We start from the raw sequence: 26,480 nt of genomic DNA, 5'->3' as shown, positions 1-26,480 counted from the left end.
AGTCTTCCCTTGTTATTGTGTAGCCAGAATGCCGCAAAACTTCCATGCCTAAGCGAACTGTTGAGAGTACGTTTCGATTTCTGACTGTGTTAGCCTGGAAGTGCTTGTCCCAACCTTGTTTCTGAGCATGAACGCCCGCAAGCCAACATGTTAGTTGAAGCATCAGGGCGATTAGCAGCATGATATCAAAACGCTCTGAGCTGCTCGTTCGGCTATGGCGTAGGCCTAGTCCGTAGGCAGGACTTTTCAAGTCTCGGAAGGTTTCTTCAATCTGCATTCGCTTCGAATAGATATTAACAAGTTGTTTGGGTGTTCGAATTTCAACAGGTAAGTTAGTTGCTAGAACCCATGGCTCCTTTGCCGACGCTGAGTAGATTTTAGGTGACGGGTGGTGACAATGAGTCCGTGTCGAGCGCTGATTTTTTCGGCCTTTAGAGCGAGATTTATACAATAGAATTTGGCATGAGATTGGATTGCTTTTAGTCAGCCTCTTATAGCCTAAAGTCTTTGAGTGACTAGATGACATATCATGTAAGTTGCTGATAGGTTTCCAGTTTTCCGCTCCTAGGTCTGCATATTGTACTTTTCCTCTTACTCGACTTAACCAGTACCAACCCAGCTTCTCAACGGATTTATACCATGGCACTTTAAAGCCAGCATCACTGACAATGAGCGGTGTGGTGTTACTCGGTAGAATGCTCGCAAGGTCGGCTAGAAATTGGTCATGAGCTTTCTTTGAACATTGCTCTGAAAGCGGGAACGCTTTCTCATAAAGAGTAACAGAACGACCGTGTAGTGCGACTGAAGCTCGCAATACCATAAGTCGTTTTTGCTCACGAATATCAGACCAGTCAACAAGTACAATGGGCATCGTATTGCCCGAACAGATAAAGCTAGCATGCCAACGGTATACAGCGAGTCGCTCTTTGTGGAGGTGACGATTACCTAACAATCGGTCGATTCGTTTGATGTTATGTTTTGTTCTCGCTTTGGTTGGCAGGTTACGGCCAAGTTCGGTAAGAGTGAGAGTTTTACAGTCAAGTAATGCGTGGCAAGCCAACGTTAAGCTGTTGAGTCGTTTTAAGTGTAATTCGGGGCAGAATTGGTAAAGAGAGTCGTGTAAAATATCGAGTTCGCACATCTTGTTGTCTGATTATTGATTTTTCGCGAAACCATTTGATCATATGACAAGATGTGTATCCACCTTAACTTAATGATTTTTACCAAAATCATTAGGGGATTCATCAGGATAAGGTGCTTGTCGATGGCGTTTGGTTGCGCGTTCATGAACCGAACCCTGTTAAACCCGCTGATATTATTATCTGCTATCAGTCTCAACTGAGGGCGTGACATGTCAGATCAGTTCATGAAGTCGATTAATATCTTTATCGACAAATCTAACGCAAATATTGAAACGGTTGTCAAAAATACAGGGTTTAAAATATTAGCGAAGCTTGTTGATATGTCACCTGTTGGAAATCCTGAATTATGGGAAGTTAATAGGGTTGCCTCAAACTACAATAAAGCAGTTTTTGAACATAATGAATATCTAAAACAAGATCCTAATAATTTAACACCAAAGCGACGTCAATTAAAAAAGCGTGTTCGTGTTAATGACTCTATGGATATTTATGTTCCTCCTGGTTATACAGGGGGGCGGTTTAGAGGTAATTGGCAGGTGTCATTTGATGCCCCAGCGGAAGGCGAGACGGGGCGCATAGATAAGTCAGGCAATATGACAAAGGCGTTAGGCAACGTTGTTATTGAACAATTTAAGGTAGGAATGAAAGCTATCTATTTCACAAACAATGTGCCTTATGCTTACCGCCTTGAAATGGGGCATTCGAAACAAGCACCTAACGGTATGGTTGCTGTGACTGCTGAGGAATTTAGTCAGTTTTTCAACTCTGCCGTATCGGAAACTAAATCATGAATCAGTCGACAATTAATACTGAAATACGAAAGCTGGTGGCGAGCATTGGCAAGGATTTAAATCTTAAAATCGCATGGCCCAATCTTCCTTTTAATGATATTAACGATCCCTATCTTCAACTCCATATCATGCCAGTAGAAACGGATAATATTGGGTTATCTCAGGATATGCTTGTTTATCGTGGTGTTATTCAAATTAACGTGGTTGGCAAAGTAGGGGGTGGAGACTCGCGACTCTCAACGATTGTTGATGACGTTAAAGCCAGATTGGAGAACGGATTAACATTAGGGGAGGGAGTCTACATTAACGGAGAGCCTAGCCAGTTCCCTCCAATTTCAGATGAAACAAATTATACCATTCCTATTCGTGCATCCTATCGATGTAACGCAATCCGATAACGCCGCTTAATTGCGGTTTTTTATACCTAAAATAGAGGTTAACAATGGCCTATAACATTCCTAATGGGTCGCGTGTTTACGTCGCAAGTAAATACGATGACGAAATTAAAATTACCGAGGCAACTAATGCCGAAGAAGCCGTACTAACAGTTGATGACGTGGGCGACATTGCAAAAGGCGATATTGTGCATGTGACATCTGGGTGGAAGAAAGCTTCTGGCGCGTTCCGTGTTGCAAGTGTTATTGAATCTAAAGTCACCCTAGAGGGTGTAGATACCAGTGATAAAAACGTATTCCCTGTAGGTGGTGGTACAGGAACATTAAAGAAAGTACTATCATGGGAAGTCATGCCACAGGTAATGACACTGTCTACCGAAGGTGGGGAACAGCAAACTCAAGAGGTTCAATTTCTTGAAGATGAGCAGGCAGAAACTATCGATACCTATAAAAATGGTGTTGTACAGGTTTATACCTTTGCTCACGATGCTAAGCTGCCTATCCGTAAATTGCTAACAAAATTGGACGACAGTAAGCAAGTTACTGCAATCCGATTCTTCAATAAACGCGCAGAAGAAGATCGCTATTACACAGCTTCAATTTCATTCCAACGTGTGCCAAACACCGCTATCAACGAAGTTGAAAACGTAACAGCGCGATTCTCACTTAAATCTGAAATGCAGATTTATACCAACGCATCTTAATCCATAAACATTCTCGACAGCCCCGAATCAGGGGCTTTTTAAGGACTGACAATGCCTAAATTTACACTCGTCCCAAATCCAACCTTCAAAGCTAACGTCAAAATTCCTGTTGCTGGCAAAGAAAAGCCAGAAGTAGTTACATTCACATTTAAACATCACTCAGTAAGTGAGCTTGATGGAATGCGAGAAAAACCGATTTCTGAGTTCTTTGAGCAGATTATTGCTGACTGGGCGATCGAAGAACCATATAACAAAGAAAATTTAAACATATTGTTAGATAACTACCCATCAGCTTCTCGTGCTATTTCATCAACGTATTACAACGAGCTACTAGGTAACCGCGAAAAAAACTCCTAACGGTCGCCGAGGCGATGTATGGCGGAATGAGTTCAAAAGAATCGACTGAGTTCGAGCGTGCTTTTGGCTTTCCGCCTGATATTGATGATGTTGAGGTGTGGCCTGATGTTTGGGATTCGTATCAAGTATTTTCAGCTATGAATACACAGTGGCGTGTAGGTATGAATGGTATCACAGGCTTGGATTACAACCCATTAAACCAAATAATGGACTTACTCAACATCAAAGATAGAGCGACCGTTTTTAGCGATCTACGCATTATGGAAGCTAAGGCGTTAGATGTGATGCATAAGAGATCGTAATAATGAGCCGATCAGTGGTAAGCGTAGATTGGTGAGCAGGAAGAGAAAGTAAACAAAGGCATCCGTGCCATTATCAACGAGGGATAAGGGGGTTAGCGTGTGTATACAGCTGCTTATAACTTACAATGCAAGCATGAACAATTAAATTATGCTTGCATATAAATTTAATAATTGTATATAATGCAAGCAGCAAAACAATAAGGATGCTTGCATATGTCAAATAATAAAGAAGATGATTCAAAAAAAGAAGTAAAAGGTAAAGCTAAGGGGGGTATTGCTAGATCTAGGTCACTAACAGCGTCGCAGCGTTCAGCGCAAGCTAAATCTGGGGCAATTGCTAGGTGGGGATATAAAGCCACACATATGGGAAATTTTAAAGATTTGTTTGGTATTGATGCTGAATGTTATGTTCTGAATGATGATAAGAAAACTCCAGTGGTAACAAAGACAGGTCTTGCCGAGCTTCTAGGCCTTGGTCATCACGCTAGAGATGTAGATCAGGTTTTGTCGTCAAAGTATATGAGTGATTTCCGTGATCTGGAATTAATGGAAAAAATGAAAAATCCCTTTAAATTTCAATTCACTTCGAAGTCTAAAACAGTGCATCAAGCTCATGGTTATGACATATCTGTAATAGTTGATATTGGTAAGGCCTTGATAGAAGCTAGGGAGGCCGGATCTCTCCCGACAGCTAGGTTGGGAGCTGCAAATGCATCTCAAAAGTTGATTAATGCATCAGCAAAATCAGGAATCACAGGCGTTGCTTATGCTTTGGCTGGATACAGACCAGAAGTTCAGGAAGTAATTGACGCATTCAAAGCCTTTGTTAGGGAGGAAGCTAGGCAGTATGAGAAAGAGTTCCCTGATGAACTATATGAGGCATGGTACAAAATATATCAATTAAACAGGCCAGAGAGAGGAAGACCTTTTTTATTCAGTAAGCTAACAAATGAACAAATTTATATACCCCTGGCAAAAAGTAACGGAAAAATCCTTGATTTAGCCAGAAAGAATAAAGATGAAAATGGGAAAAAAGGGGATAAAATTCATCAGTTTTTAGCTGAAGTTGGGGTGAAAGCTCTAAAACAACAGATTGGTAAAGTTCTTGCTGTGTCTGAGTTATTTGATGATAAAGAGTCTTATGAGGCGGCTTTAATGAAAGTAAATAAAGCATAATTGAATAAGCAGTATAAATCAACCCACTCCGGTGGGTTTTTTGTTGCCTGAACCTAGCCCGTCCTTGGGCTCGGTGGTTATGGGGTAATTTCAGAGTCAATATTTCGTTTCATGGCCGGTAAATTATAAATTACCTGAGTTGCTGGGATGAGTAAGTTTTTGCATGCCACAATGCTTTCTGTAGATATGCTTTCTACAGGATATCGATTATCTAGCGGGATGAGGTTGCATTCACTACTACCAATGAATACCTGCCTAAATACAGATGACTTGTGATTGATTATAGCTAGTACAAAGTCACCATCTTTAACAGGTGTTCTGCTAGGGTCAAACACCACTATTGACCCAATTGGAAATGAAATACCCTCCCTGCTTGTATAGCTCATAGCGGCATCTTTTTGGGTAATAGCAAATGAACCGTAGCGTACATCTCCACTTATAGAAACATATTCATGCGCCCCTTCTCTGTATAGTTCATTTTTTATCCATGGAATAACATTATCAATATCTATCAGGGGGATAACCGTCATACTTTTATCGGCAGGCTTGTCTTTCATGCTAATAACTCTGACGTCACCTATATCTATTGAGTGACTGGCGAGCCATACAAAACTAACGTCAAGAGCATTTGCTAACTTCATTAGAGTTCCTATCCTTGGTTTAGACTCTCCAGCCTCATAAGCAGCTATTTGACGTTGAGATATACCAACCATATTTGCAAGTTCTTGCTGGGTTAGGTTCTGCCTAGACCTTTCTGATAATAGTCTTTGAGGAAAGCCATCTTCATATTGACTCATTATTTCTCCTAAATCTTCATGAAGTATGTTGATGTTTGTTTATTCATGAAGTAATATGAACTTGATGTTTTATTTTATGAGGATACATGATGAAGAACACCAAGACAATAAACCCTATACAACTACGCATGCCAGATGATCTTAAGGCCTACATATCTAAATCAGCAGACCAGTGTTTTAGAACTCTACATAGTGAAGTCTTGTATCGACTTAATCTTTTGAAGGAATTAGAAGAAAAAGGTGAAGTACGCATTCGATAAAAAGCCCCAGTTGCACGAACAACTGAGGCCAGTTGCCAAGTAAACCCTTACGAGGAATAAATGACATGAACATTGTAGCTAAAACAGATTTAACTTTCCAGAACTTCGCATTCAACCCTATCGTTGAAAATGGGCAAGTGTGGTTGACATCAACTGAAATTGCACAGGTATTAGGTTATAGCCGTACTGATAGTGTAAGTAAATTGTACTCACGTAATTCAGATGAGTTTACTGACTCTATGACAATGACCGTCAATATGACGTTCAACGGAATAAACAATAGCTTACGTAATAAAGTGGTTAGAGTTTACTCACTTCGTGGCGCTCACCTGATCGCAATGTTTGCATCGACTCCAGTGGCTAAAGAGTTTCGTAAATGGGTGCTGGATATTCTGGATAGAGAAGTAGCTGACAAGAAAGACTTACCAGTCGAAAAAGATAACTCAGTAAGTGCAAACGGATTATTAGCAAGATTAAGTCTGATTTGTACAACATGGGATGAGGCTAGAAAGGATATGGAAAACTTCGATCCGAAAATGGCAAAACATCTCAATTCAACAATGAGTATGTTTTTAATGTATTCACAACACATGAAAGGAATAGCTAAGACAAAACAACTTAAGAGGTTAACACATTGATAGGCACTAAAAACAGAAAAGCCAACAGGAGCGAACTGTTGGCTAATCCCAAACAAAACCTAAAAGGAATGTTTTATGAGTCAAATTACAGTAGCAAACAATAACTCAGTTGTCACGCAAAACCGTTTTACGGTTCCAGAAGTCTATTATCGTAACCAGAAGGTGATTACCACTGAATCACTGGCTATTGGTTATGGCGCGGAGATTAAAAGCATACAAAATAATTTCAATCGAAATCAATCTAGATTCGAAGAAGGTAAACATTACTTCAAGATTGAAGGTGATGAATTATCTATTTTGCGGTCATCATTTAGTGGAGTGCAAATATCGAACAAAGCTAGATTGCTTTATCTCTGGACAGAACGCGGAGCATCTCGCCACGCTAAAATGCTGGAAACTGATCAAGCATGGGATTTCTTTGAGTTACTCGAAGATACCTATTTTGGAACACGAAAAAATAATAACCTTCCTGGTAATTACATTGAAGCACTGGAAAACTTATTAAAAGCAGAAAAAGAGAAAGCAGTGATCGCAGCCGAGCGTGACCATGCAATAGAAACTAAAGCGTGGATTGGTAAAAAACGTGAAGCAACTTCAATGGCTACGGCATCTAAAGCTGTTCGTGAAAAGAATCGTCTTGCTGAAAAGCTAGGTGAAAGCAAAAAACACGCAACAGTATTAGCAGTAGAGAAGAAACTAAACAAAAAATTCAAATGGCAACCATTGAAGAAGTGGTGCAAAGAGAATGATGTAGAAATATCTACTGTTCATGATGATAGATACGGAACAGCTAACTCATACCCATCAGGCGCATGGAAGTCCGCTTATGATGTGGATTTAGCTAAATTGTTCTAATCACCCAAGCCAAGGACGGCTTGTTCGAGATCACATATTGCGCCTCTTAATTGAGGCTTTTTGCTTTGTTTTTTTAGGATGATATTGATACTACTAGTGACAACTAGGGATACGGATCACGGAACTAGATATAAAAAGTAAATTTACCTTTAGTAACGTAAAGATAATACATAACATAAGATTAGTTTATTACTCGCAAGGAATATTTATAATGAAAAAAATCTTACTTATTTCTGTATTATCACTTTCTAGTTCTGTTTTTGCTGCTGACTATCAAAAGGTTGGTGATTGGTTGGTCAGTAAGGAAGAAAATAAATTAACAGACAAAATAGATTATTACGCAATTCTTTCTGCAAAAGATAAAGATGTATCACTTGTGTTACGTTGCCAAAATGATAAGACTGAGGCTTATTTATCAATGAGGGACTATATTGGTAGCGGTTATAATTCCAAGGTGACTCTGCGAATAGATAAAGAAAAACCTTTAACTCAGTCATGGGGGATTGGAGAAGGTGGCACATCATTATTTGTACCTAAACCTGTATCATTAATTAAAAGTTTAGTGGGTAAAAAGAGTTTAATTTCTGGATATAGCCCGTATGGCAAAACTCAAGTGATAGCTGAATTTGATCTGGAAAATATAGATACGATAGCAAAAGAAATATCATCCGCTTGTAACTGGAAGTTATAATAAAAAGGAAGAAAGTTTGTAATGAAAAAGTTACTAGTAATACTTGCCATTCTAGCTATTACCTTATCTATTTTTGCTTATAATAAATTAACCATATTTACAGTACAGCCAATAGGTGCGATACCAGATGGTGTAACCGTTGTTATCTGGAAAAAGGGTGATATGAAGTTTTTTGAGAGTCCAGATAGCTTATGTATACAGAAAACTGGTGGAGTAAGCCTGTTGTGCAGAATGAGAATGTTAGGAAACGCAATTGATAAAGACGATATCATTATTAGATTCCCGTACAGCGAATATGCATACTTAAAATCAACCAACGGAAGGGTTTTTGATAGGTAATGAAATAGCGTTCGTTCTTTTGAGTTTTATTTCCAGTAAGTTAAATAGAGTGAAGCCTCTCAATGGGGCTTTTTTGTTTGCTTTAATTTGCATCTATACTCAGCTAACATTAAAAAAACTAAATAAAGAACCGAGAGGACGGGATGAGACAACTATTATTAATTATTGTTATTTTAATAGCAGGATTTTTGATTTATGGCGCAATTATGTCATCTTCACCAGAAAGCAAAGAAAAATCAAAAGACCGAAATGCAATAAGTTATTGTTGGAAGGAGTATGATAAAAAATCTCTTTCTGACGAACAAAAACGATTTATTGCTAGCTCATGTGAAAAGATGGAATCTGATTTTCGCTCTCGATATGGCGTGAACCCTTAGTTAAATAAATTAATAACATTATCAATAACCACCTTCGGGTGGTTTTTTTATATTTGGAGGAAATTAAATGGCAGATATAGCAACAATATCATTAAAGGCTGATACGTCAGATCTGGAGCGTGGCACACAAAAGTTAAAGGAGTTCGGCGATACAGCAGAGAAGGTAAGCGGTTCTTCGCGAAATTTAAATGACCAGTTTAATAGAGGGGTTGATCATCAAAAGAGAGCAGCCGACGCGATAAAGAGGCAAAAGAAAGAACTTGATGACTTATTAAATTCAATAAATCCAACCAATAAAGCATTTGATGCGCTTGATAAAGCCACTCAAAAATTAATAGAGGCAAATAAAAAAGGGATATTACCAAAGGATCAGTTTGCAGACTATAACGCCATACTTGAGCAGACTAGAGATAAATTAACACGAGTTAATATGTCTCTTACGGCTGAAGGGCGGGCGCTATTAGCTCAAGAGGCGGCAACAAATAGAGCCAAGCAAGCTGCTGATGATTTTTTAAATTCACTGAAAAATCAAACTGAAATTATAGGCAAAACGAGGACAGAGATTTTAGAGCTAAAAGCTGCTCAACTTGGTGTGTCGCAACAAGCTGCGCCGATGATCAATAAGCTAAAAGAGCAAGAAAAAGCCTTTATGAATGGCTCAATTACCATTGGTCAATATAAACAAGCAATGCGTCAACTTCCCATGCAAATGACAGATATTGTTACGTCATTAGCATCAGGAATGCCAGTCTGGATGGTGATGATACAACAAGGGGGGCAAATAAAGGACTCATTTGGTGGTGTCGGTAACTCACTAAAAGCGTTAGCATCACTTATTACCCCTGCAAGAGTTGCTATGTTTGGTTTTGCTGGTGCTGCGGCAGCTGTGGCGTTAGCCGCGTATAAAGGGTCGCAAGAATTTGGCGAGTATAATAAGCAGCTAATTCTTACTGGTGGTTATGCGGGAAGAACAGCGGCACAGCTAGATGCTTTGGCTAGAAGCTTGTCGGGGAATGGGATCGCTCAGTATGGAATGGCTGATACTATCTCAAAAGTAGTTGGATCTGGTTCTTTCTCGGGTCGAGATGTTGATATGGTATCTAAAACTGCTGCTGCTATGGAAAAGACCGTTGGTCAATCGGTTGATGAGACAATAAAGCAATTTCAGAGATTGCAAGAAGATCCAGTTAAAGCGGTCACTGAATTAGATAAGTCATTACATTTTTTAACTGCTACCCAATTAGAACAAATAACCACACTTCAGACGCAAGGAAAAGAGCAAGAAGCGGCTAAAATGGCTATGGAATCATATGCCAATGCTATGGATGAGCGAACCAAACAGATAAAGGAAAATCTAGGCCACCTTGAGAGAGCGTGGGAAGGGGTTAAAAACATGGCTAGTAGCGCATGGGATGCAATGCTAGACATCGGTAGGACGAAAAGTCTTGATCAGCAAATTAGAGAATATAAGGAAGCTTTAGTAGATGCACAAATAAAACCTGCTGGAGAAGATATATTACGATATAAAACAGGGTTAACTATAGATGAAGTTAGAAACAAACTAGCCTTGTTAGAGGAGGAAAAATTTCAACGTGACATTAAAAACACAAGAGAAAAAGCCGCAAGAGATGAGGAAGAGCGTAAAAAAGCGCAGTTTAGAGCCGATCAAGAATTAAAGCGACAATACGAAACCGCAGAGGAAAAGCACCAGAGACTACTCAAGGAGATAATAAATAATGCGGATGCATCTCAAGCTGCAAAAGATGAAGCCATCCGCCGAGAGAAAGAGCGTTACGAGAAAGAAAAAGCCAGAGGTAAAGGTAAAACCCCAACCTACCGACCAGATTATGGTACTAGAGTAGACGAATCAGCAAATCAAGCCCTACTATCCCTGCAAGCACAATTGAAGGTGCTAAAAGAGCATAAAACAGTCAGTGATGTGATTAGCTCTGAGCGTAAAAAGCTGTGGGATATGGAGGCGAAAATATCAATCCTTGAGGGGGCTCAGAAAACAAGGCAGTTAACCAAGGACGAAAAGGCGTTGCTTGCTAAAAAGGACTACATTCTTGCTTCTCAAGAAGCATTGGCCATAGCTGGTGATGATGTTGAGCTTCAAAAGCAAAAAAATAGAGAGCTAGACCAACAGAACAAATGGATGGACAACCTTAATGCAAAAATAAAAGCATTGAGGGAAGGAGCAGGGCTATCTAGCCGATTGCAACAAAGAGAAAGCGCATTAAATCAAGCTGACACTCCTGAAAAAAAGGACAAATTAAAGGAATGGTACGCTGAAGAAGACGCTATTCGTGCTAACTGGGAGTTAGGCGTTAAGAAAGGTTTTGCTGAATTCCAAGATCAGGCAACAAACGTTTACGGTAACGTAGCTCAAATTAGTCAATCAGCATTTCAGGGCATGAGTAACAGTCTCTCTGATTTTGTATTGACGGGCAAAGCTAATTTTGCTGACTTCACTCGCTCATTCTTAGAAATGACCACCAAGATGTTAATGCAGATGGCTATGCTAAATGCTATGAAAGCGGCATTTGGTGGTAGTGCGGTAGGTAATTTCTTTGGATTTGCAAGTGGTGGTTATACAGGCGATGGTGGAAAACATGATCCAGCGGGTGTAGTACATAAAGGCGAGTTCGTCTTTACCAAGGAAGCAACGCAACGATTAGGTATTGCCAACCTTTATCGACTAATGGATGCAGGAAAGCGAGGTTATGCTTCAGGTGGTCATGTCGGTGGTTCAGCGCCAATGTCGGTTACACAGCCAACAGCATTTATCGCTCGCAATCCTCAAATTGCTAGTGGTGGAAACGTACAGATTAATTTAGGAGATATTAATATTGAAAATGGACAACAGCAACAGCCGTCAAGTAATCAAGCCAATGCTTCATCATTAAAGCGTGAATTCCAGCAAATGGTGGAAAGTGGGGTTAACAATTTACTTAGAAACCCAGCATCTGCATTATCAAGAACAATCAAAGGCAATTAAGAGAGGTAGTTATGAAAATCAAAGTAGAGTTCCCATTGTTATCAAACAAATTTTCAGGAGTGGAAATTACAGGGGATGTAAAAAGATATGGCATTGGGGCCATAAAAATAAGTGAAAAACCTATATTAACGTCAGAAATTACAGTAATGGAGATAGTGGGAAATAATACCCCAGATGAAGAACCAAAGTTACAATTTAAGTACACAGAGGATTATAACCCAAATGAAACATTTGCTTCATTTATGGGGAGAGCGGAAAAATATGCAAGAACCATGATAGATCGCATAAAGGCGGCACAGTAACCGCCTTTATAATATGGTACTAATTATGTAAATGTGACTGAATGATACCAAACGCCTCGATAGTTACAGGACTATCATGCGATACTCTATTTAATTCACTAATAAGTTTTTTTTTTCAATATCAGACATATTCCTAATCATTACTTGAATTATATACTCTAAAGCAAGAGTACGTGTTTGAAGGGCCTCTATGTCTTTTGCCATTTCACTAACTAACATATTCAATTCTCCATCGAAGTAAGTCAGCCATTCCTTCGGTAAGTTTCTCTGGGCTGAATATATAAAATAACCTAATGGATATTTATTAATATCCTGATATTTGATCAGGCGGCTTTGTATCGCCTTTTTTATTGGAGTAACCAATGGAAGAGTTTAAATGGCGAACACAAATACAAGATTCGCCAAGCGGTGAGTTCAAGCATCGCATTAAAGAAGTTGAATTTGGAGATGGTTACAAACAAGTTGCTGGTGATGGTATTAATCCAGAATCTCAAACGTGGCCATTTGCTTATATGGGACTAAAAGATGAGGTGATGCCTATTTTTAAATTCATTCGGCGACACACAGCAAAATCATTTATTTGGACGCCTCCATTTGGTGAAAAAGGGCTTTATCGTGTTAAAGCTGATTCAATAACGATGCTCCCCATCTCTGATGGAGTAATGAAATTGACAGCTACGTTTGAACAGGCATTTAGCGCATGAATATCACAGCAGATGTACAAAAATTAGAGCCGGGTAATAAGGTTCAATTAATTGAGGTGGATGGTAGTGGGTTTGATGGCCCTATTCTTCGCTTCCATGCTTATAACTTACCTCACACACCGGAAGAAATAGAGAAATCTAATGGTGTTATCAAGCCAAAACCAATTTGGTGGCAAGGAAATGAATACGGAGCATGGCCTTACGAAGTTGAAGGAATGGCAAAAAATAGTGATGGTAGTCCAGCGAGACCATCTCTAAAGGTTGCCAATATAGATGGCTTAATTTCATCTCTATGTCTTCAGTTTGACGACATGGTGCAAGCCAAAGTAACTATTTATGAGACATTTGCTCACTATCTTGATGCTAAAAACTTTCCTGAGGGAAATTCAACAGCTAATCCAGACGAATGCTTTAAACAAGTTTATTACATCGATCGTAAAACTAATGAGGTGGCTGGCGAATCCGTAGAGTTCGAGCTGTCTAGCCCGTTTGATTTGCAGGGAGTAATGATACCCGTTCGACAAATTCATAACCTTTGTTATTGGTGCATGAAAGGCGATTATCGTAGTGGTAATGGGTGCTCATATTCAGGGAGTAAATATTTTGATGAGAGAGGAAACCCTGTTGATGATCCTGCGCTAGATAGTTGTGGTGGACTTATTAGTGATTGCAAAAAACGCTTTGGTGAGAATGAGCCATTAGATTTCGGAGGGTTTCCTGCTGCGGGGTTAACGAGATGATCACAAAAAAATTAAGGGAATCGATATTTCAACATGTAAAAGCTGAATATCCAAAAGAAGCTTGCGGAGTTATCTGTCAGAAAAGTCGAGTTAAAAAATACTTTCCTTGTAGCAATCTTTCAGATAGTCCAACAGAGCATTTTGAGCTTTCTCCAGAGGGTTACGCCCTTGCTGAGGACTGGGGAGAGCCAATAGCAATTGTGCACAGCCATTGTGGAGATGGTGTAACGACTCAACCTAGCGAAATAGATAAACTACAGTGTGATGCGACAGGATTACCTTGGGTGATCGCATCATGCCCAGAGGGTGATATTCGAATTATTTACCCTCGAGGTGAACGAGAATTAGAAGGACGGCCTTTTGTGTTGGGCTATGCTGATTGCTGGTCGTTAATTATGGACTACTACCACCAAAAACACGGTATTGAGTTACATAACTACAGCGTTGATCGGTATTGGTGGGAAGAAGGCGAAAACTTGTATATGGATAATTACCAAAAAGCAGGTTTTGTTGATATTGCTGGTGAGCCGAAAGAGGGTGACATGATCATCATGCAAGTGCAAGCCGATGTACCTAATCACGCTGGTGTGATTATGAATGGCATGTTACTTCACCATCTTTATGGTCAACTCAGCAGGTTGGTTCCTTACAGTGATTATTGGCGAGATAGAACCGTAAAAATTGTGCGGAGGAAAGAGTTTGTATGAGCCTAAAAACAATACGTCTATATGGTGTTCTTGGCGCAAAGTTTGGGCGTGAACACAAATTAGATATAGATTCACCTCGCGAAGCAATTAAGGCGCTCTCCGTGCTTTATGATGGGTTTGAGCCGTTTCTTGCTAATGCACACCTGAAAGGGCTGGAGTTTGCCGTATTTAAAGGTAAGCGCAACATTGCTGAAGATGAATTATATCTTGATACCACAGAAGAGATCCGCATAGCGCCAGTGATAAAAGGTAGCAAGCGTGGTGGGTTTTTCCAGACTATTTTAGGCGTAGCCATGATTGGTGCTGCCATGATGTTAGGTCCTGCAGGTTGGGCTGCATTCGGTGCGGGTGGTTTTGCTGGTGGTGCTTTAGCTATGGGCGGGGCAGCAATGGCGCTAGGTGGCGTAGTGCAAATGCTGTCACCTCAGCCGCGTGGCTTATCTGTGCGTCAAGACGCCGACAATAAACCTTCATACGCCTTTGGTGGTGTTGTAAACACAACCGCACAAGGAAATCCAGTTCCTTTACTTTATGGACTAGATAGGCGAGAAGTGGGTGGAGCGATAATCTCTGCAGGGATTTACACAGAAGATCAGCAATAACATAAACGAATTTCAGAATAGCCACTATGTGGCTTTTTTTATGGGTGAAATATGGAATTAATTCATGGTGCAAAAGGTGGTGGCGGTGGCGGACATACGCCCACGGAATCACCAGATAGCTTACTTTCTGAATCAACAGCTAAGATTTTATTGGCTATCTCAGAAGGTGAAATTGCTGGTGGCTTAGACGATACTCGTATTTTTCTTGATGATACACCGATTGGCAATGCGGACGGTACTAAGAATTTTGAGGGTGTCACTTGGGAATTTAGACCGGGTAGTGAACACCAAGAATACATTCAGGGTATCCCATCAGTAGATAGCGAAACATCGGTAGGGTTGGAATTAAAAGACGATCAGCCCTATGTGCGGAGCATTAATAACACTCAGCTATCTGCTGTGCGCATTAGACTATCTGTTCCTCAATTGTTTCAACAACACGATAACGGGGATACTACAGGCTATAGAATTGAATATGCTATTGACTTATCTACAGATGGTGCTGGATATAATGAAGTATTAAAGTCTGCTTTTGATGGTAAAACGACCAGCGAATACCAGCGAACACACCGCATTGACTTACCCAAGGCAAATACAGGTTGGCAGATCCGTGTCCGACGATTAACTAAGAATCAGAATACAGCCAGAATTGTTGATAAGGTTACTATCTCTGCTGTTACTGATGTTATCGATGCTAAATTGCGTTATCCAAATACGGCCCTATTGTTTATTACTTTCAATGCGCGTCAATTTAATAATCGCATCCCTAAAATTAGCGTTCGCCCAAAAGGTGGCTTGCTTATCAAAGTGCCCACGAATTATGACCCGATTAATCGGGCCTATTCAGGCGTATGGGATGGCACCTTTAAACTTGCAGCAACCAATAACCCGGCATGGGTATTTTATGATTTAGTACTCAATAATCGCTACGGCTGTGGTGACCGGATCCAGTCTTCTCAGGTTGAAAAGTGGGACCTGTATAAGATTGCGCAATATTGTGATGAATTGGTACCCGATGGGCATGGTGGTGATGGTAAGGAGCCTCGATTCCTGTGTGATGTTTATATTCAATCGCAAGAATCGGCATACCAAGTACTGAGAGATATAGCGGCTATTTTTCGTGGTATGACATTTTGGGCTGATAACAAGGTTAATGTTGTCGCTGATATGCCAGATAGTATTTTTAGAACGTTTACTAATGCCAATATTGTTGGAGGTAAGCCTACCTATTCAGGAGGTAGTCAGCAAAATCGATATACACAAGCATTAGTTTCCTACACAGACACCAATAACCACAGTAATGATGCGATTGAGGCTGTGGCCGATATTAAACTACAGCGTCGTTACGGAGTACGCAAAACTGAAATATCAGCGATAGGTTGCACTCGACAGACGGAGGCTAACCGTAGAGGTCGCTGGGCGTTACTCACCAATGCTAACGACAGAGTTATTAGTTTTGCGACAGGATTAGAGGGGGCAATACCTTCTCCTGGTCATATCATTGCTGTTGCCGATTCTACATTGGCTGGAAGAGATAATGGTGGACGTATATCGCGTGTAGAAGGCAGAAAAATAACACTTGATCGCAGAGCCAATATTAAAGCTGGTGATAGGTTGATTGTTAATCTGCCAAACGGGCGCTCAGAGGGAAGAACCGTATCACTGGTTGCTGATAATATCATTACAATTTCAACGGAGTACTCACAGGAACCAGAGAAAAACGCAGTTTGGACAGTTGATGCTGATGATTTAACATTACAACTTTATCGGGTCGTTAATATTACTGATAATGGCGATAATACATACACTATTACTGGCGCAATCCATAACCCAAGCAATTACGATCACATTGACTCTGGCGCAAGAATAGGTGAGCGTCCAATCACCATTGTTCCACCGAGTGTGCAAGCACCACCTAAAAACATTCGTATATCATCCTATTCTCAGGTTAATCAAGGTATTTCATTTATTACTCTGCGTGTTGATTGGGATGCAGTTGATAATGCCATTACCTATGAGGCTCAATGGCGGAGAGATAATAATAACTGGGTATCAATGCCAAGAACATCGACATGTGGGTTTGAAGTTGATGGCATTTATGCTGGTCGTTATCAGGTGAGAGTTCGTGCGATAAATGCGTCTGAAATATCCAGTGTATGGACTAATGCGCCAGAAACAACACTGACAGGAAAAGTAGGGAGCCCGCCTAAACCTGTAAACTTTAGAGCTTCACCGCTCGTATTTGGCATTAAGTTAGGCTGGGAATTTGGTGAAAACACCAGTGATACGTTAAAAACGGAAATTCAGTACAGCAAAACCAATAATGGTGAAGGTCTGATGCTGTTATCTGATGTTCCTTATCCCTCAAAAACCTATGAAATGGCAGGGTTATCAGCAGGTTTAACGTTTTATTTTAGAGCAAGACTGGTAGATAAAATAGGTAATCATTCCGAATGGACTGAGTTTATTCTGGGAGAATCTGAGTTTGATGCTAGTATTATTCTTGATGAATTAGCGGGGCAAATCAGCCGAGACCAACTCGCACAAGACTTATTGGGTGAAATTAACAGTAAAGCTAACCAAATCGATATTACTGAATTACATGAGTTGATGAGGATAAATCATGACAAGATTTTATCTGAGTTGATGAGGCATGGAGCAACGATTGAAGAAAGTGAAAAAAAATGGGAGGAGGCAGGAAAATTACTGGCTGAGCGGATAAATCAAGTTTCAACGGCAACAGAAGCACAGGCAGCCGCAATTAAACAAGAGCAACAAGCACGTATTGAGACTGATAAAACCGAAGCACAACAACGCCAATTCTTAGCCACTCAACTTCGTGGTGATTATACCGGTAATGATTTATCGAAAGTCACCGCAGGACTCATTTCCGCAGAGAAACAAGCACGTGTTACAGGCGACCAAGCAGAAGCGAAAGCCCGACAATCACTGGAAACACGGATGAATGGGAATGTTTCAGCGATTAATAAATCATTAGAAACCCTCACCTCGAAACAGCAAGCACAAACGCAAGAGATTTCAACGCTCAATTCAAATCTTAAGGGGAAAGCTGATAGCAGTGTGGTGAATGCGTTAAATACGCGAGTATCTAATATTGATGGCAAAGTGACGTCTGCAACCTCTCAGGTACAAACGTTATCCAGCAAATTAGATACAGTGAAAGCCGATTTAACGGAGTCTGTGGTGGTGGATTTAGATTTATCTAAACTCAATGAAAACACCTATTATCCGATTATTTTGCCATTAGTAACTTCTCGACGTTATGCCTTTAAGGTTTTTAGGACATTAGGGCAATATAGAGACAATAAACCGAGCTATGCGACTCACAATACCAAAGGTTTTGCCATGATTGTGGAATGGCAAGTGAGTGGTTCTGGATGGGGAACCCAGTCTGAAAACCGCATCATTGATAATTTTGATTGGCGATGGACAAATCAATCCCCTGTGATGGGGCCAGCTCAATTAACGAATGGTTCTGTGGAATATATCTATTTGCGAGGAGGGGCTAAATATCAGCTCACTAAGCATAAAAGTGTTAACCATCAAATTATCACCCGCACTTATACCAATAACAAACAATCGGTGGCACCAAAAGGATTTGTGGCGAATGAAGTACCTAAGTCCAGCGAACAGAAAGCCAATGCAACGGCGAATGCGGTAAACCAACTTGAAACTAAGGTGACTGAGGTCTCAGGTAAAGTGACCTCTACCGCCCAGCAAGTCACTCGCCTTGAAAGCCAAGTGGGTACAAGTTCAGCCAAAATCGAACAAACGTCGAAAGTGGTCACCGACATAAATGGCAAAATTTCCGCATCATGGACAATGAAAGTTCAGCAAGATAGCAAAGGGAATAAAGTCATTACGGGCATTGGCTTAGGGTTTAATGCACAAGGAAATAGCCAATTTCTGGTCAATGCCCAAAACTTTGCAGTGATATCGTCATTAAATGGCAAAGTGGTGACACCGTTTATCGTGAAGAATGGACAGGTGGTTGTTAATGAAGCTTTTATTGGTGATGCAACTATTACCAGTGCAAAAATAGCTAATGTATTGCAATCAACCAATTTCAGCCATGCAAACAAGGTGGGCTATCAACTTAATATGCGCACTGGTGAAGAAATTAAATATGGGAATAACGCTCAGGGGTACTGGATTGAAACAAACATATTAAAACGTTTGTTTGATAAAAAAGGCACAATGCGTATCAGAATGGGGATATGGTAATGGGCATGGGTTTAGAAATATATGATGAGAAAGGGCGACTCATTATTGGAGAAGACACTATTATACCGCGCCACTTGGGGCAATTTGACCTTCCTTTGTCCCAATATGGATCTCTTACTATTCCTGAGATTTCCTTAGGAGGTGAGGTTGTTTGCCATTTCTGGCTACGGTATCGCTCTCGATGGAGTGGTGAATTTCATGTAGATAAGCCTAATGAGAGAACAGAGTACTCCATATCTGGGAACACGTTAAATTACCGCGTTGATTACAATATCTATCGCTGGGAGAACAATGGCTCTGGTGGTGGGCAGACACAAGCGAATGACTCATTCTCAAGTCATGTTGTCGTATGGGTGGTGTGAAATGGTTGGTGTAGAAATTTACACAAATAATAGGCTGATACAATTAACCGATAAACTCGAAACAATATGTGTTTTGAGAAAAGCAACTCCTGATGAACTAACGTCATCATCAGGCCCTCATGATAGCTATCCGAGAATCTATGCGTTAAATAGCCAATGGATGGTTGCTCCGATTTCCAAGGTAAGCATACCTCAACACGGAGTTGGTCTTGAAGTTTATGATGAGCAAGGGAAAATGAAATTTTCATCTCTTGCTAAGTTGGTCTGCTTTGAGAAATATTATGATGTCAATGCGGGGAGCGCTGGCAAAGGCTCATTAAGAATCGCAGGCAAAAGTGGTCATCGGTATGGCATGATTAAGACTCGCTCTATGGGGTATTTTCATAATACAAACATACGAAGCTACATAGACCCTGACACGTGGGATGAAGTTTGGACATTCAAAAGATATAGCGAGCGTTATGTCTTGGTTGATGATGTGGGAGGGTTAACATTTGAGTATCGATACGAGTTCTTAGGAGAAGAGGATGGCTGGATAAGTATGCCTCCGAGTCGAGAAGGTTCTGGATTAATGGAACAAGGGCTTATGATAGACGTTTCAATGTTAGAAGATTAAATACCGCACTAATGTGGTTTTTTTGTATCTAAATTTTAGGAAATAAATCATGATATACACAACAGGCACTGTTAGCACAGTGTCAGGGTCTGCTATTGTCTCTGGCACAGGTACCATTATTTTAATTAAAAATGGTAATGCTAATTTTATTTATATGGTGGACAGGGTTAATAGCGATACAGAATTAGTCATTTCACAACCGGCTACATTTACCGTAAAAAACACTAGTTACAGCATTAATCTCACTGAGCCGAACTCATACAGCGACGCTAATAATCGTATGACCGCTATTGCATCAGATATTACGTAGTTCTTAAACGAGCAACGAGTTACGCTCGATGGTGTTAAAAAAGTGCTGGGGGATATTAGTAAAAAGTTAGATAAAAGTGGTGTGGACCTTTCAGGGATTTCGAAGTGCGATTACACGTAATACACAAATGGCTTATTGTGTGTTTCGACAAAAAATCCACCTTAAAGGCGGGCGCTATTGGTCTTTGCCGACAATATTATCGCATTTAGATAAGTGTGTTGTGTTTTATCATACCACCAACTCTCAAGCGGAAGTGAGCTATTTAGCGCATAAAAAGCAATTATACAGCTCAGCCCAAACAGACATTTATGTGTGTGTATTCGTTTCAGGAATGGTTTTGACCCCGAAGAAACGTTGGGGGGTTATCACTGTACAGTGAAGATGGAGCACGGGTCTTTAATACGGACTATCTGCCTTTTACCCGAGGACAATCAATGGCATTGTTATTACGGAAGGGGAGTGTAGAGACTCCATATAGCTTGCCTTTAGTCTGTGCAACCAGTCAGTTTGTGAATGCGTCTTATCAGGATGACCACATTGATTGGGCCAAGCGCAATACGGGGATATGGGGATTCGTTTTCGGGGAAAACAGATTTTTGTGAGTGAATGGATACGTGATGTTCATCGGCAACATCATGTAGAGCAACGTATTCCCTTTTATATCCTTAATGGTTCACATTATTTTTAATAAAATAAATACCTGTCTATATTTATGTAGGATACATGTCGTTTTTCTTTATTGGCATAATGATTTCTGCTGATAATGATTGTTTTGCTTTAATTATCTCTTTTTCATTTGAAAAATTATAATTAGGCAATAGTTCTTTAGGTTTGACACCTAAAATAAACGCGATAGAGAATAAATGTTCTACTGTTATTTTGGTATATCCATTCTCTATACGTGAATAGTGCTGTTGACTTATTTCCAATGAATGGGCTATTTCCCTCCCTGTCATCCCTAATTCTTTTCTTTTTTGCTTTATTCTATAAGCAATAATGGAATTAATTGTACTCATGAACTTCATTCTCCAACAATAAACAGATTTTTAAGTTTAACAGAGTAAAAAGCATTTGTTATAAAAGCATTTTACTCTACTTATAAAACTCAATTAATTTTTATTGATATGAAAAAGTAATCGTTGCTACTGCTTTTACACTTCCTGGCGTAATAGTATTTTCTGTTTTTATATAATTAGCTTTTAATTTTATACGTGGATTTATCTCTCCTCTATAATTTGAAAAATGCCATTGATTTTGATTTCCTTTGTTAGGAGTGTCTGAACCATAACTAATCGCAGTTACTTCATTATTTTTATATAATCTTAGCCCAACGCCTTTTGCCGTAGAATCCGTTGCTAATGTTAATATATCAGAACGATTCCCATGTTGGGTCGCATCATTTAATGTAGCATAAACATCAATACCGTCTTGGCATTGAAGTTGTATATTAACTTCCCCTCCTTGCACTTCTTTATACAAAGACGTGAACTGGGATTGATAGACAGTATTTAATGGAACAACATAATTCTTTTGATTCATCGAGCATGTTTGGCTTTGCACTTGGATGCGCCCTCCATTTAACATAACAGGAGCTGTTAATCTTTTATTATTCAAACTTGCCCGATTAGATTCCAATAAAATATGGCCCAGTTGTTTGGTTGGTATCGTTACATACCCATTAGGTAATCGTCCTGTTGCGACAAAAGCAACATATAAACGAGCACCAAAACTTCCAGTTGCACCATTATAAGCATTTGGATTTGTATTGGCGGCAACAGGATCAATATATATACTTGAGCTGTTTATGGGAACCAATGGCGTTGCAGGCCAATAGCCCGCCATACCAATAATAATACCTAGCCCTGGAACTCCAGTATCAAATATATCGAAATCGGAAGATTGAGTGTTATTTCCTTGGCGAAAGTTATATGTGATTTTGCCTATTTTAGGTAATGTAGGAGTAAATTTTCCACGCATTAATGCTATTAAACTACCGCCGTTAAATATATATCGATTACTTGTTCCGGTGAGTTCCCCTATCACTCGTGGGTAAGTATGGGCATCAGCAGGACCAATAACAACAACAGGGAGGGTAGATGTGTTGATTGTTATTGGAGACGGTACGTAGTCATCTGCACCAGCAACAGCCAGACTAGGGAATAGATTTAAAAGAAATAATATAACAAATATTCTTTTCATGTTTTGTTCCTAATTAGAGTGCGGTATACACTGAACAGGAATGATTTGAGGCCGCATGTCAGTTTCATTGTGTGTCGCATGATATGTAAATGAGCATTTATCGTCATGATTTGGTCCCCATATCACATCAAGTTGACCTTGTTTGGGAAGACCTCGGGTAAATAAGCGCCCAGCTTGAGCAACATATCCGACTAACTGTTCATGATCATCCAAAACCTCGGAAGCCATTGGAGGAGTACTGCCATCTGGCATACGAATATCAAACAGCAGGCTTCTCCCTGTTTGAGTATTAAATGTCACTAACGTGGCACTATTAGCACGAGGAATAATTTCTTGTTCTGTTGCTGATAATTCAACATTTAAATCTAAATTAGCGGGGTCGATACTAATTTGATTTTTTTCATAGGGTGTGACATAAGGCACAATACCATTACCCCAAAAATCTAATCGGCTACCTGGTGCATTATTAATAACCGCACCTTGTGCTCCTTTTGCATGGATAATGGTAAAAGTATCACTTAAATCATTACTCAATGTCACTCCATAAGGGTGTGCAACAACCGCCCCCGACGCCCCCAATGACATTTGACGATTATGTTGAGTATCTTGCCCGACGGTTGCGGTTACATTTACATAAGGTGAACGATAGCCTCCATTCATCGCATAGCCGGAAGGTCCACTTTCCTGACTATTACCTGAAATACCATAAGAGAATTGATTATCTTCCCCAGCGATACCGCTGATGGATGTTTGAATGCTGTTTTTCTCGCCTTTATTATAATTTAAGACAGTAGAAAAAATGGGGCTTTGAACACGCTCTCCCAAAGGAAGCGTAAAGTTCACATAAAATCTGTCATCTCGGCGTTGTTGCTCATTATCTCGTGATTGAGAAAAGCCAATCTGATAACCAAGTTTTTTCCAAAAATGGCTATATCCCATCTGATACTCATTACGACTTCCTTTATGCTCCCAGTAATTATAAGTGGTACCAGTTAAAAATATATTTCCCCATTTTTCACCTAATTCTTGATTAATTGAAACTTGGAATTGATTTTTAGGGCGATAAAATGCGGCACTTTTTATGGAAACATCATCAATAAATTCACTGTGATTAGCCAATAGCGCATCTTTCAAATGGTAAAAATCTTTAGATGAATAACGATAGGCTGCTAACGTGATATTTGTACTCGTGGTCGGAATATTGACGCTATAGCTAGTATGTAAACTGTAGCCTTTACGCGTTACGTTAGAGTGATTAAATGTTGTTCTGGACAATGTAATGTCAGATGCAATTGCCCCAATCGGCGTGTTAAAAGCAACACCAGCCAATCCTGCGGTATATTTTGAGCTTGTGGTCAGTCCACTATTTAAAGTGATATCATTTGTCAAACCATATTGATATGTGCCTTGTGCAATTAAATCATGATATGTCTCATTTGCATAACGATAGCGTCCCACTGACATTTGCCAACGGCTAAATCCGGGACGAATAAGTTGGGCAACAGAAGCAAAAGGAACCGTAAATGTTCTTGTTTGTCCATTAGATTCGGTTATTTGCACAAGAAGGTCGCCAGCATATCCACTGGGATACAAATCATTAATGACAAAGGGGCCAGCAGGCACAGTTGTTTCATAAAGGATGTGAGCATTTTGATAAATCGTAACTTTAGCATTACTATTAGCAATGCCTCGCACGATCGGAGCGTAGCCACGTAAAGAGTTGGGTAACATTCGTTCATCCGATGCTAATCGAATTCCCCGTAAGCTAAGGCTATCCATTAACTCGCCATTCGTATAAAAATCACCTAATGTGAATTGTGCCCGTAACCGAGCAATATCATGCGTCACATTTGTTTCGATATTCTGATATCCGGTAGAATGACCATTATTCCAGCTTTCACCACCACGGTGACGAAAAGCCCATCCCCATAAATTGAGTCCCGCTTTTAACCCAAGGTAAGTCTGCTCATTATTTATATCCGGAGTATTGTATTGATAATAGTTAACATCATAGTTGACAAATGCGGCAGGGACTCCACTTTGCCACTGTGCAGGGGCAATATATCCTCGAGGTCGAGTATTCACTTGTGCCTGAGGAATTTCTATATTCAGCTTTAAAGTGGATAAATCAAAATGAAATTTTGCTGAGGGGAGTCCTTCTGAGGCGGGATAACAAGTGGCTTTATAACTGTTTTCAGGAACAGTGCCTTTGACGACATCAATTAATGAAAGTAATTCCGGCGTTAGACATAACGTCGACGTATTCGCATTGTCAGTATATAAATACTGTACATTAGCTTTTCCTTTCCATTCATTATTGAGATAGATATCAGCGTAATACTTGCCCTCAGGAATAGGGTTGCCATAATTAAAGCGACGTATATCAATCGCATTCTTTCCTTGTACTGAATGCAAAAAGCTAGGATCAAATTCAGCTTCTTCAGCAGCGAATGAAGAAATTGTTATCACCCCAATCCCTAAAGCGACACAAAACGGAAGAGAATAACGATAGGAAATGAGGTGTAATTGGTTATTAAAATTCATTATATTACCTTATTCCAAAGTAGATTCACCTTGTTGGTATCCACCATAATCATTAACAACAACCCAAGTGACTTTATTTGTTAATATTGGCTTCTCTTTAAGTGAAAATATTTTTGAAGAAAAAGGAGCTATCATCCCACTTTGTTCAACAGGCGTTAGCTGTTTATCCTGACCCACTGAGATTTTGTTGTAAGTGATGTAATAAGGTGTTGGGTTAATCGCTTTAATGCGTAGTGCTCCTTCCTGATGCCAAGTCACTTTTTGGTAAGCATCATCAGGCGTTACGTTGAGATTATCAGGGCGAAAGAAAAACTTAATGCGACTACGAACGGCTAATTGTAAGTAATTGTTATTTCCCTCTGAGTTTTCCGAATTTTCTTCCAATTTAGGTTTTGCCGGAATGTCTAAGACATTTAAATAGAAAAGAGACTCTCTATCTTGTGGTAATGATTCACCGGTATAGACAATCCGGATGGTTTGCCCTGATTTCGGCTCCATACGAAATATGGGGGGAGTAATGATAAAAGGAACATGAATTGAATCTGGTGCTGCAGCTGCATCTCCGGTATCTAACCAAGACTGAATTAATGCGGGGGATTCATCGTCATTATTTAATTGAACATTAATACTTTTTTGCGTTGCGGGATAAACAACGCGAGTTCCCATAATAACCACACTGGCTTGAGCCACTATAGATACAGATAGAGTCAAGAAAATAAGAATGAACTTTAACATAGTACCTCTAGAAGAAAATGGGGCAGTTTTTCTGCCCCGTAAAACAAAAGCAATCGAATAAACCTTACTCGTAGGCAATGGTATAGTTGACGGTTGCTTTTACATCTCCAGCGGTAGATTGTCCGGTTGCGTAATATTGAGCAAAATATGGAAGGTTTACATTAGCATTGTCGATTTGTACTGGATGGACATCTTGTGTTGCAGAATCAGTACCTAACTGGATTGTTGTTGCTGCATCTGAGTTAAGTAATTGAACTTGAACATTATTTGCTTTAGTTCCTGTTGCTGTATTTTTTAAATTATGTGTAGTTAAATCAGTATCAGCGGATGGTTCAAAATATACTTTAACGTTTTTAGCACCATCTTTATCTGTGGAACAACCAGTTAACTTAATTGTAAATGGAGTTAAGCCTGCTGTTGTTGCTACATTATTTAATGTTGCGACTGAAACAGTCGGCAAAATAACAGCTAAATTTTTTGATTGGGTATCAACAGAACATGTTTGATCAACAACTTTACCTGTAAATGTAATTGTTCCGTCATACGCCATAGATGAGCCAGCAAATGCAGCAGAAAGAATAGTAGCTAGTGC

General features: G+C 39.8%; 30 protein-coding genes. 22 read left to right on the top strand and 8 right to left on the bottom strand.

Features of this window, described 5'->3' with window-relative positions:
* Nucleotides 1–1,141: IS4-like element ISVsa5 family transposase (locus AACU98_RS09570; RefSeq protein WP_001443860.1), on the bottom strand; the 1,141-nt coding region annotated here is incomplete at its 3' end.
* 210 nt (nt 1,142–1,351) lie between these two features.
* On the opposite strand from AACU98_RS09570, the gene AACU98_RS09565 reads away from it, so the two are divergent.
* The 6 genes from AACU98_RS09565 to AACU98_RS09540 all read left to right on the top strand — a co-directional run bounded on the left by AACU98_RS09565 (nt 1,352) and on the right by AACU98_RS09540 (nt 4,867).
* On the top strand, nt 1,352–1,933 hold the full coding sequence (locus AACU98_RS09565) for a hypothetical protein (RefSeq protein WP_004245966.1): 582 nt from the start codon (nt 1,352–1,354) through the stop codon (nt 1,931–1,933).
* Nucleotides 1,930–2,331, top strand: coding sequence for a phage tail terminator-like protein (locus tag AACU98_RS09560; protein WP_063691635.1), 402 nt, complete (start codon nt 1,930–1,932; stop codon nt 2,329–2,331). Before AACU98_RS09565 ends, AACU98_RS09560 begins: the two co-directional genes overlap by 4 nt.
* A 44-nt stretch (nt 2,332–2,375) precedes the next feature.
* Entirely contained in the window at nt 2,376–3,032 is a 657-nt protein-coding gene (locus tag AACU98_RS09555; RefSeq protein WP_049201298.1) for a phage tail tube protein, read from the top strand.
* A gap of 51 nt (nt 3,033–3,083) precedes the next feature.
* Nucleotides 3,084–3,389, top strand: a complete 306-nt coding sequence (locus AACU98_RS09550) for a phage tail assembly chaperone (RefSeq protein WP_004245960.1) — start codon at nt 3,084–3,086, stop codon at nt 3,387–3,389.
* 26 nt (nt 3,390–3,415) lie between these two features.
* Nucleotides 3,416–3,691, top strand: a complete 276-nt coding sequence (locus AACU98_RS09545) for a DUF1799 domain-containing protein (RefSeq protein ID WP_081232606.1) — start codon at nt 3,416–3,418, stop codon at nt 3,689–3,691.
* A gap of 213 nt (nt 3,692–3,904) precedes the next feature.
* Entirely contained in the window at nt 3,905–4,867 is a 963-nt protein-coding gene (locus tag AACU98_RS09540; protein ID WP_060961180.1) for a P63C domain-containing protein, read from the top strand.
* A 77-nt stretch (nt 4,868–4,944) separates the two neighbouring features.
* Here AACU98_RS09540 and AACU98_RS09535 read toward each other — a convergent pair whose 3' ends face one another.
* The gene (locus AACU98_RS09535) at nt 4,945–5,664 is read right to left on the bottom strand and encodes a helix-turn-helix domain-containing protein (RefSeq protein ID WP_062814383.1); all 720 of its coding nucleotides are present in this window, start codon (nt 5,662–5,664) and stop codon (nt 4,945–4,947) included.
* A 325-nt stretch (nt 5,665–5,989) separates the two neighbouring features.
* On the opposite strand from AACU98_RS09535, the gene AACU98_RS09530 reads away from it, so the two are divergent.
* From AACU98_RS09530 to AACU98_RS09500, 7 genes are all read left to right on the top strand, one after another.
* A complete protein-coding gene (locus AACU98_RS09530; RefSeq protein ID WP_080974785.1) occupies nt 5,990–6,562 on the top strand; it encodes a BRO-N domain-containing protein in 573 nt (190 codons plus the stop codon).
* Nucleotides 6,563–6,637: 75 nt separating this feature from the next.
* Entirely contained in the window at nt 6,638–7,417 is a 780-nt protein-coding gene (locus tag AACU98_RS09525; protein WP_065424105.1) for an ORF6N domain-containing protein, read from the top strand.
* 211 nt (nt 7,418–7,628) lie between these two features.
* Entirely contained in the window at nt 7,629–8,108 is a 480-nt protein-coding gene (locus tag AACU98_RS09520; RefSeq protein ID WP_049201309.1) for a type VI secretion system-associated protein TagO, read from the top strand.
* A gap of 21 nt (nt 8,109–8,129) precedes the next feature.
* The gene (locus AACU98_RS09515) at nt 8,130–8,447 is read left to right on the top strand and encodes a hypothetical protein (protein ID WP_049201311.1); all 318 of its coding nucleotides are present in this window, start codon (nt 8,130–8,132) and stop codon (nt 8,445–8,447) included.
* A 143-nt stretch (nt 8,448–8,590) separates the two neighbouring features.
* Complete coding sequence (locus AACU98_RS09510) at nt 8,591–8,824, top strand: hypothetical protein (protein WP_049195350.1); 234 nt, start codon at nt 8,591–8,593, stop codon at nt 8,822–8,824.
* 67 nt (nt 8,825–8,891) lie between these two features.
* On the top strand, nt 8,892–11,822 hold the full coding sequence (locus AACU98_RS09505; RefSeq protein ID WP_107033976.1) for a phage tail tape measure protein: 2,931 nt from the start codon (nt 8,892–8,894) through the stop codon (nt 11,820–11,822).
* A gap of 11 nt (nt 11,823–11,833) precedes the next feature.
* Nucleotides 11,834–12,124 carry a hypothetical protein gene (locus tag AACU98_RS09500; protein ID WP_004245945.1) on the top strand — a complete coding sequence of 97 codons (291 nt, stop codon included), beginning with the start codon at nt 11,834–11,836 and terminating at the stop codon, nt 12,122–12,124.
* A 90-nt stretch (nt 12,125–12,214) separates the two neighbouring features.
* Here the strand turns inward: AACU98_RS09500 and AACU98_RS09495 are convergent, their stop codons facing one another.
* Nucleotides 12,215–12,343, bottom strand: a complete 129-nt coding sequence (locus AACU98_RS09495; RefSeq protein ID WP_258165012.1) for a hypothetical protein — start codon at nt 12,341–12,343, stop codon at nt 12,215–12,217.
* 143 nt (nt 12,344–12,486) lie between these two features.
* On the opposite strand from AACU98_RS09495, the gene AACU98_RS09490 reads away from it, so the two are divergent.
* From AACU98_RS09490 to AACU98_RS09450, 9 genes are all read left to right on the top strand, one after another.
* Nucleotides 12,487–12,828, top strand: a complete 342-nt coding sequence (locus tag AACU98_RS09490) for a phage tail protein (protein WP_004247516.1) — start codon at nt 12,487–12,489, stop codon at nt 12,826–12,828.
* Nucleotides 12,825–13,568 (top strand): phage minor tail protein L, encoded by a 744-nt coding sequence (locus AACU98_RS09485; protein WP_004247517.1) that lies wholly within the window; start codon nt 12,825–12,827, stop codon nt 13,566–13,568. The genes AACU98_RS09490 and AACU98_RS09485 overlap by 4 nt, the downstream gene beginning before the upstream one ends.
* Nucleotides 13,565–14,275 (top strand): C40 family peptidase, encoded by a 711-nt coding sequence (locus tag AACU98_RS09480; protein WP_004247518.1) that lies wholly within the window; start codon nt 13,565–13,567, stop codon nt 14,273–14,275. The genes AACU98_RS09485 and AACU98_RS09480 overlap by 4 nt, the downstream gene beginning before the upstream one ends.
* Complete coding sequence (locus AACU98_RS09475) at nt 14,272–14,877, top strand: tail assembly protein (RefSeq protein WP_004247519.1); 606 nt, start codon at nt 14,272–14,274, stop codon at nt 14,875–14,877. Before AACU98_RS09480 ends, AACU98_RS09475 begins: the two co-directional genes overlap by 4 nt.
* Nucleotides 14,878–14,928: 51 nt before the next feature.
* A complete protein-coding gene (gpJ, locus tag AACU98_RS09470; protein ID WP_004247520.1) occupies nt 14,929–19,122 on the top strand; it encodes a TipJ family phage tail tip protein in 4,194 nt (1,397 codons plus the stop codon).
* A complete protein-coding gene (locus AACU98_RS09465; protein WP_004247521.1) occupies nt 19,122–19,484 on the top strand; it encodes a hypothetical protein in 363 nt (120 codons plus the stop codon). Before gpJ ends, AACU98_RS09465 begins: the two co-directional genes overlap by 1 nt.
* Nucleotide 19,485: 1 nt before the next feature.
* Nucleotides 19,486–20,100, top strand: coding sequence for a hypothetical protein (locus tag AACU98_RS09460; RefSeq protein ID WP_102086656.1), 615 nt, complete (start codon nt 19,486–19,488; stop codon nt 20,098–20,100).
* A gap of 49 nt (nt 20,101–20,149) precedes the next feature.
* A complete protein-coding gene (locus AACU98_RS09455) occupies nt 20,150–20,410 on the top strand; it encodes a hypothetical protein (RefSeq protein ID WP_004247524.1) in 261 nt (86 codons plus the stop codon).
* Nucleotides 20,411–20,951: 541 nt separating this feature from the next.
* The gene (locus AACU98_RS09450) at nt 20,952–21,098 is read left to right on the top strand and encodes a hypothetical protein (RefSeq protein ID WP_234369225.1); all 147 of its coding nucleotides are present in this window, start codon (nt 20,952–20,954) and stop codon (nt 21,096–21,098) included.
* A 22-nt stretch (nt 21,099–21,120) separates the two neighbouring features.
* Here the strand turns inward: AACU98_RS09450 and AACU98_RS09445 are convergent, their stop codons facing one another.
* The 5 genes from AACU98_RS09445 to ucaA form a co-directional block, all read right to left on the bottom strand.
* Complete coding sequence (locus AACU98_RS09445; RefSeq protein ID WP_004247526.1) at nt 21,121–21,426, bottom strand: helix-turn-helix domain-containing protein; 306 nt, start codon at nt 21,424–21,426, stop codon at nt 21,121–21,123.
* Between the two features lie 100 nt (nt 21,427–21,526).
* Entirely contained in the window at nt 21,527–22,609 is a 1,083-nt protein-coding gene (locus AACU98_RS09440; RefSeq protein WP_004247527.1) for a fimbrial protein, read from the bottom strand.
* A gap of 9 nt (nt 22,610–22,618) precedes the next feature.
* On the bottom strand, nt 22,619–25,153 hold the full coding sequence (locus AACU98_RS09435; protein WP_004247528.1) for a fimbria/pilus outer membrane usher protein: 2,535 nt from the start codon (nt 25,151–25,153) through the stop codon (nt 22,619–22,621).
* 9 nt (nt 25,154–25,162) lie between these two features.
* A complete protein-coding gene (locus AACU98_RS09430; protein ID WP_004247529.1) occupies nt 25,163–25,888 on the bottom strand; it encodes a fimbrial biogenesis chaperone in 726 nt (241 codons plus the stop codon).
* A 64-nt stretch (nt 25,889–25,952) separates the two neighbouring features.
* Nucleotides 25,953–26,480: uroepithelial cell adherence major pilin UcaA (ucaA, locus tag AACU98_RS09425; protein WP_202611366.1), on the bottom strand; the 528-nt coding region annotated here is incomplete at its 5' end.

Origin of the sequence: Proteus sp. G4380 (assembly GCF_963885725.1) — a bacterium.
In the GTDB taxonomy this organism is placed as follows: Bacteria; Pseudomonadota; Gammaproteobacteria; order Enterobacterales; family Enterobacteriaceae; genus Proteus; species Proteus mirabilis.
Note: the sequence above shows the minus strand (reverse complement) of the source record. Positions and strands in the feature narration are given on the sequence as shown.

What these genes read in the sequence shown, in the direction of transcription:
- AACU98_RS09490 (WP_004247516.1), top strand. Translation starts at nt 12,487, where the DNA reads ATGGAAGAGTTTAAATGGCGAACACAAATACAAGATTCGCCAAGCGGT.
- AACU98_RS09560 (WP_063691635.1), top strand. Translation starts at nt 1,930, where the DNA reads ATGAATCAGTCGACAATTAATACTGAAATACGAAAGCTGGTGGCGAGC.
- AACU98_RS09550 (WP_004245960.1), top strand. Translation starts at nt 3,084, where the DNA reads ATGCCTAAATTTACACTCGTCCCAAATCCAACCTTCAAAGCTAACGTC.
- AACU98_RS09460 (WP_102086656.1), top strand. Translation starts at nt 19,486, where the DNA reads ATGGTTGGTGTAGAAATTTACACAAATAATAGGCTGATACAATTAACC.
- AACU98_RS09510 (WP_049195350.1), top strand. Translation starts at nt 8,591, where the DNA reads ATGAGACAACTATTATTAATTATTGTTATTTTAATAGCAGGATTTTTG.
- AACU98_RS09500 (WP_004245945.1), top strand. Translation starts at nt 11,834, where the DNA reads ATGAAAATCAAAGTAGAGTTCCCATTGTTATCAAACAAATTTTCAGGA.
- AACU98_RS09480 (WP_004247518.1), top strand. Translation starts at nt 13,565, where the DNA reads ATGATCACAAAAAAATTAAGGGAATCGATATTTCAACATGTAAAAGCT.
- AACU98_RS09495 (WP_258165012.1), bottom strand. Translation starts at nt 12,343, where the DNA reads ATGTTAGTTAGTGAAATGGCAAAAGACATAGAGGCCCTTCAAACACGT.
- gpJ (WP_004247520.1), top strand. Translation starts at nt 14,929, where the DNA reads ATGGAATTAATTCATGGTGCAAAAGGTGGTGGCGGTGGCGGACATACG.
- AACU98_RS09430 (WP_004247529.1), bottom strand. Translation starts at nt 25,888, where the DNA reads ATGTTAAAGTTCATTCTTATTTTCTTGACTCTATCTGTATCTATAGTG.
- AACU98_RS09525 (WP_065424105.1), top strand. Translation starts at nt 6,638, where the DNA reads ATGAGTCAAATTACAGTAGCAAACAATAACTCAGTTGTCACGCAAAAC.
- AACU98_RS09475 (WP_004247519.1), top strand. Translation starts at nt 14,272, where the DNA reads ATGAGCCTAAAAACAATACGTCTATATGGTGTTCTTGGCGCAAAGTTT.
- AACU98_RS09465 (WP_004247521.1), top strand. Translation starts at nt 19,122, where the DNA reads ATGGGCATGGGTTTAGAAATATATGATGAGAAAGGGCGACTCATTATT.
- AACU98_RS09520 (WP_049201309.1), top strand. Translation starts at nt 7,629, where the DNA reads ATGAAAAAAATCTTACTTATTTCTGTATTATCACTTTCTAGTTCTGTT.
- AACU98_RS09530 (WP_080974785.1), top strand. Translation starts at nt 5,990, where the DNA reads ATGAACATTGTAGCTAAAACAGATTTAACTTTCCAGAACTTCGCATTC.
- AACU98_RS09440 (WP_004247527.1), bottom strand. Translation starts at nt 22,609, where the DNA reads ATGAAAAGAATATTTGTTATATTATTTCTTTTAAATCTATTCCCTAGT.
- AACU98_RS09515 (WP_049201311.1), top strand. Translation starts at nt 8,130, where the DNA reads ATGAAAAAGTTACTAGTAATACTTGCCATTCTAGCTATTACCTTATCT.
- AACU98_RS09485 (WP_004247517.1), top strand. Translation starts at nt 12,825, where the DNA reads ATGAATATCACAGCAGATGTACAAAAATTAGAGCCGGGTAATAAGGTT.
- AACU98_RS09455 (WP_004247524.1), top strand. Translation starts at nt 20,150, where the DNA reads ATGATATACACAACAGGCACTGTTAGCACAGTGTCAGGGTCTGCTATT.
- AACU98_RS09555 (WP_049201298.1), top strand. Translation starts at nt 2,376, where the DNA reads ATGGCCTATAACATTCCTAATGGGTCGCGTGTTTACGTCGCAAGTAAA.
- AACU98_RS09435 (WP_004247528.1), bottom strand. Translation starts at nt 25,153, where the DNA reads ATGAATTTTAATAACCAATTACACCTCATTTCCTATCGTTATTCTCTT.
- AACU98_RS09565 (WP_004245966.1), top strand. Translation starts at nt 1,352, where the DNA reads ATGTCAGATCAGTTCATGAAGTCGATTAATATCTTTATCGACAAATCT.
- AACU98_RS09540 (WP_060961180.1), top strand. Translation starts at nt 3,905, where the DNA reads ATGTCAAATAATAAAGAAGATGATTCAAAAAAAGAAGTAAAAGGTAAA.
- AACU98_RS09545 (WP_081232606.1), top strand. Translation starts at nt 3,416, where the DNA reads ATGAGTTCAAAAGAATCGACTGAGTTCGAGCGTGCTTTTGGCTTTCCG.
- AACU98_RS09445 (WP_004247526.1), bottom strand. Translation starts at nt 21,426, where the DNA reads ATGAGTACAATTAATTCCATTATTGCTTATAGAATAAAGCAAAAAAGA.
- AACU98_RS09535 (WP_062814383.1), bottom strand. Translation starts at nt 5,664, where the DNA reads ATGAGTCAATATGAAGATGGCTTTCCTCAAAGACTATTATCAGAAAGG.
- AACU98_RS09505 (WP_107033976.1), top strand. Translation starts at nt 8,892, where the DNA reads ATGGCAGATATAGCAACAATATCATTAAAGGCTGATACGTCAGATCTG.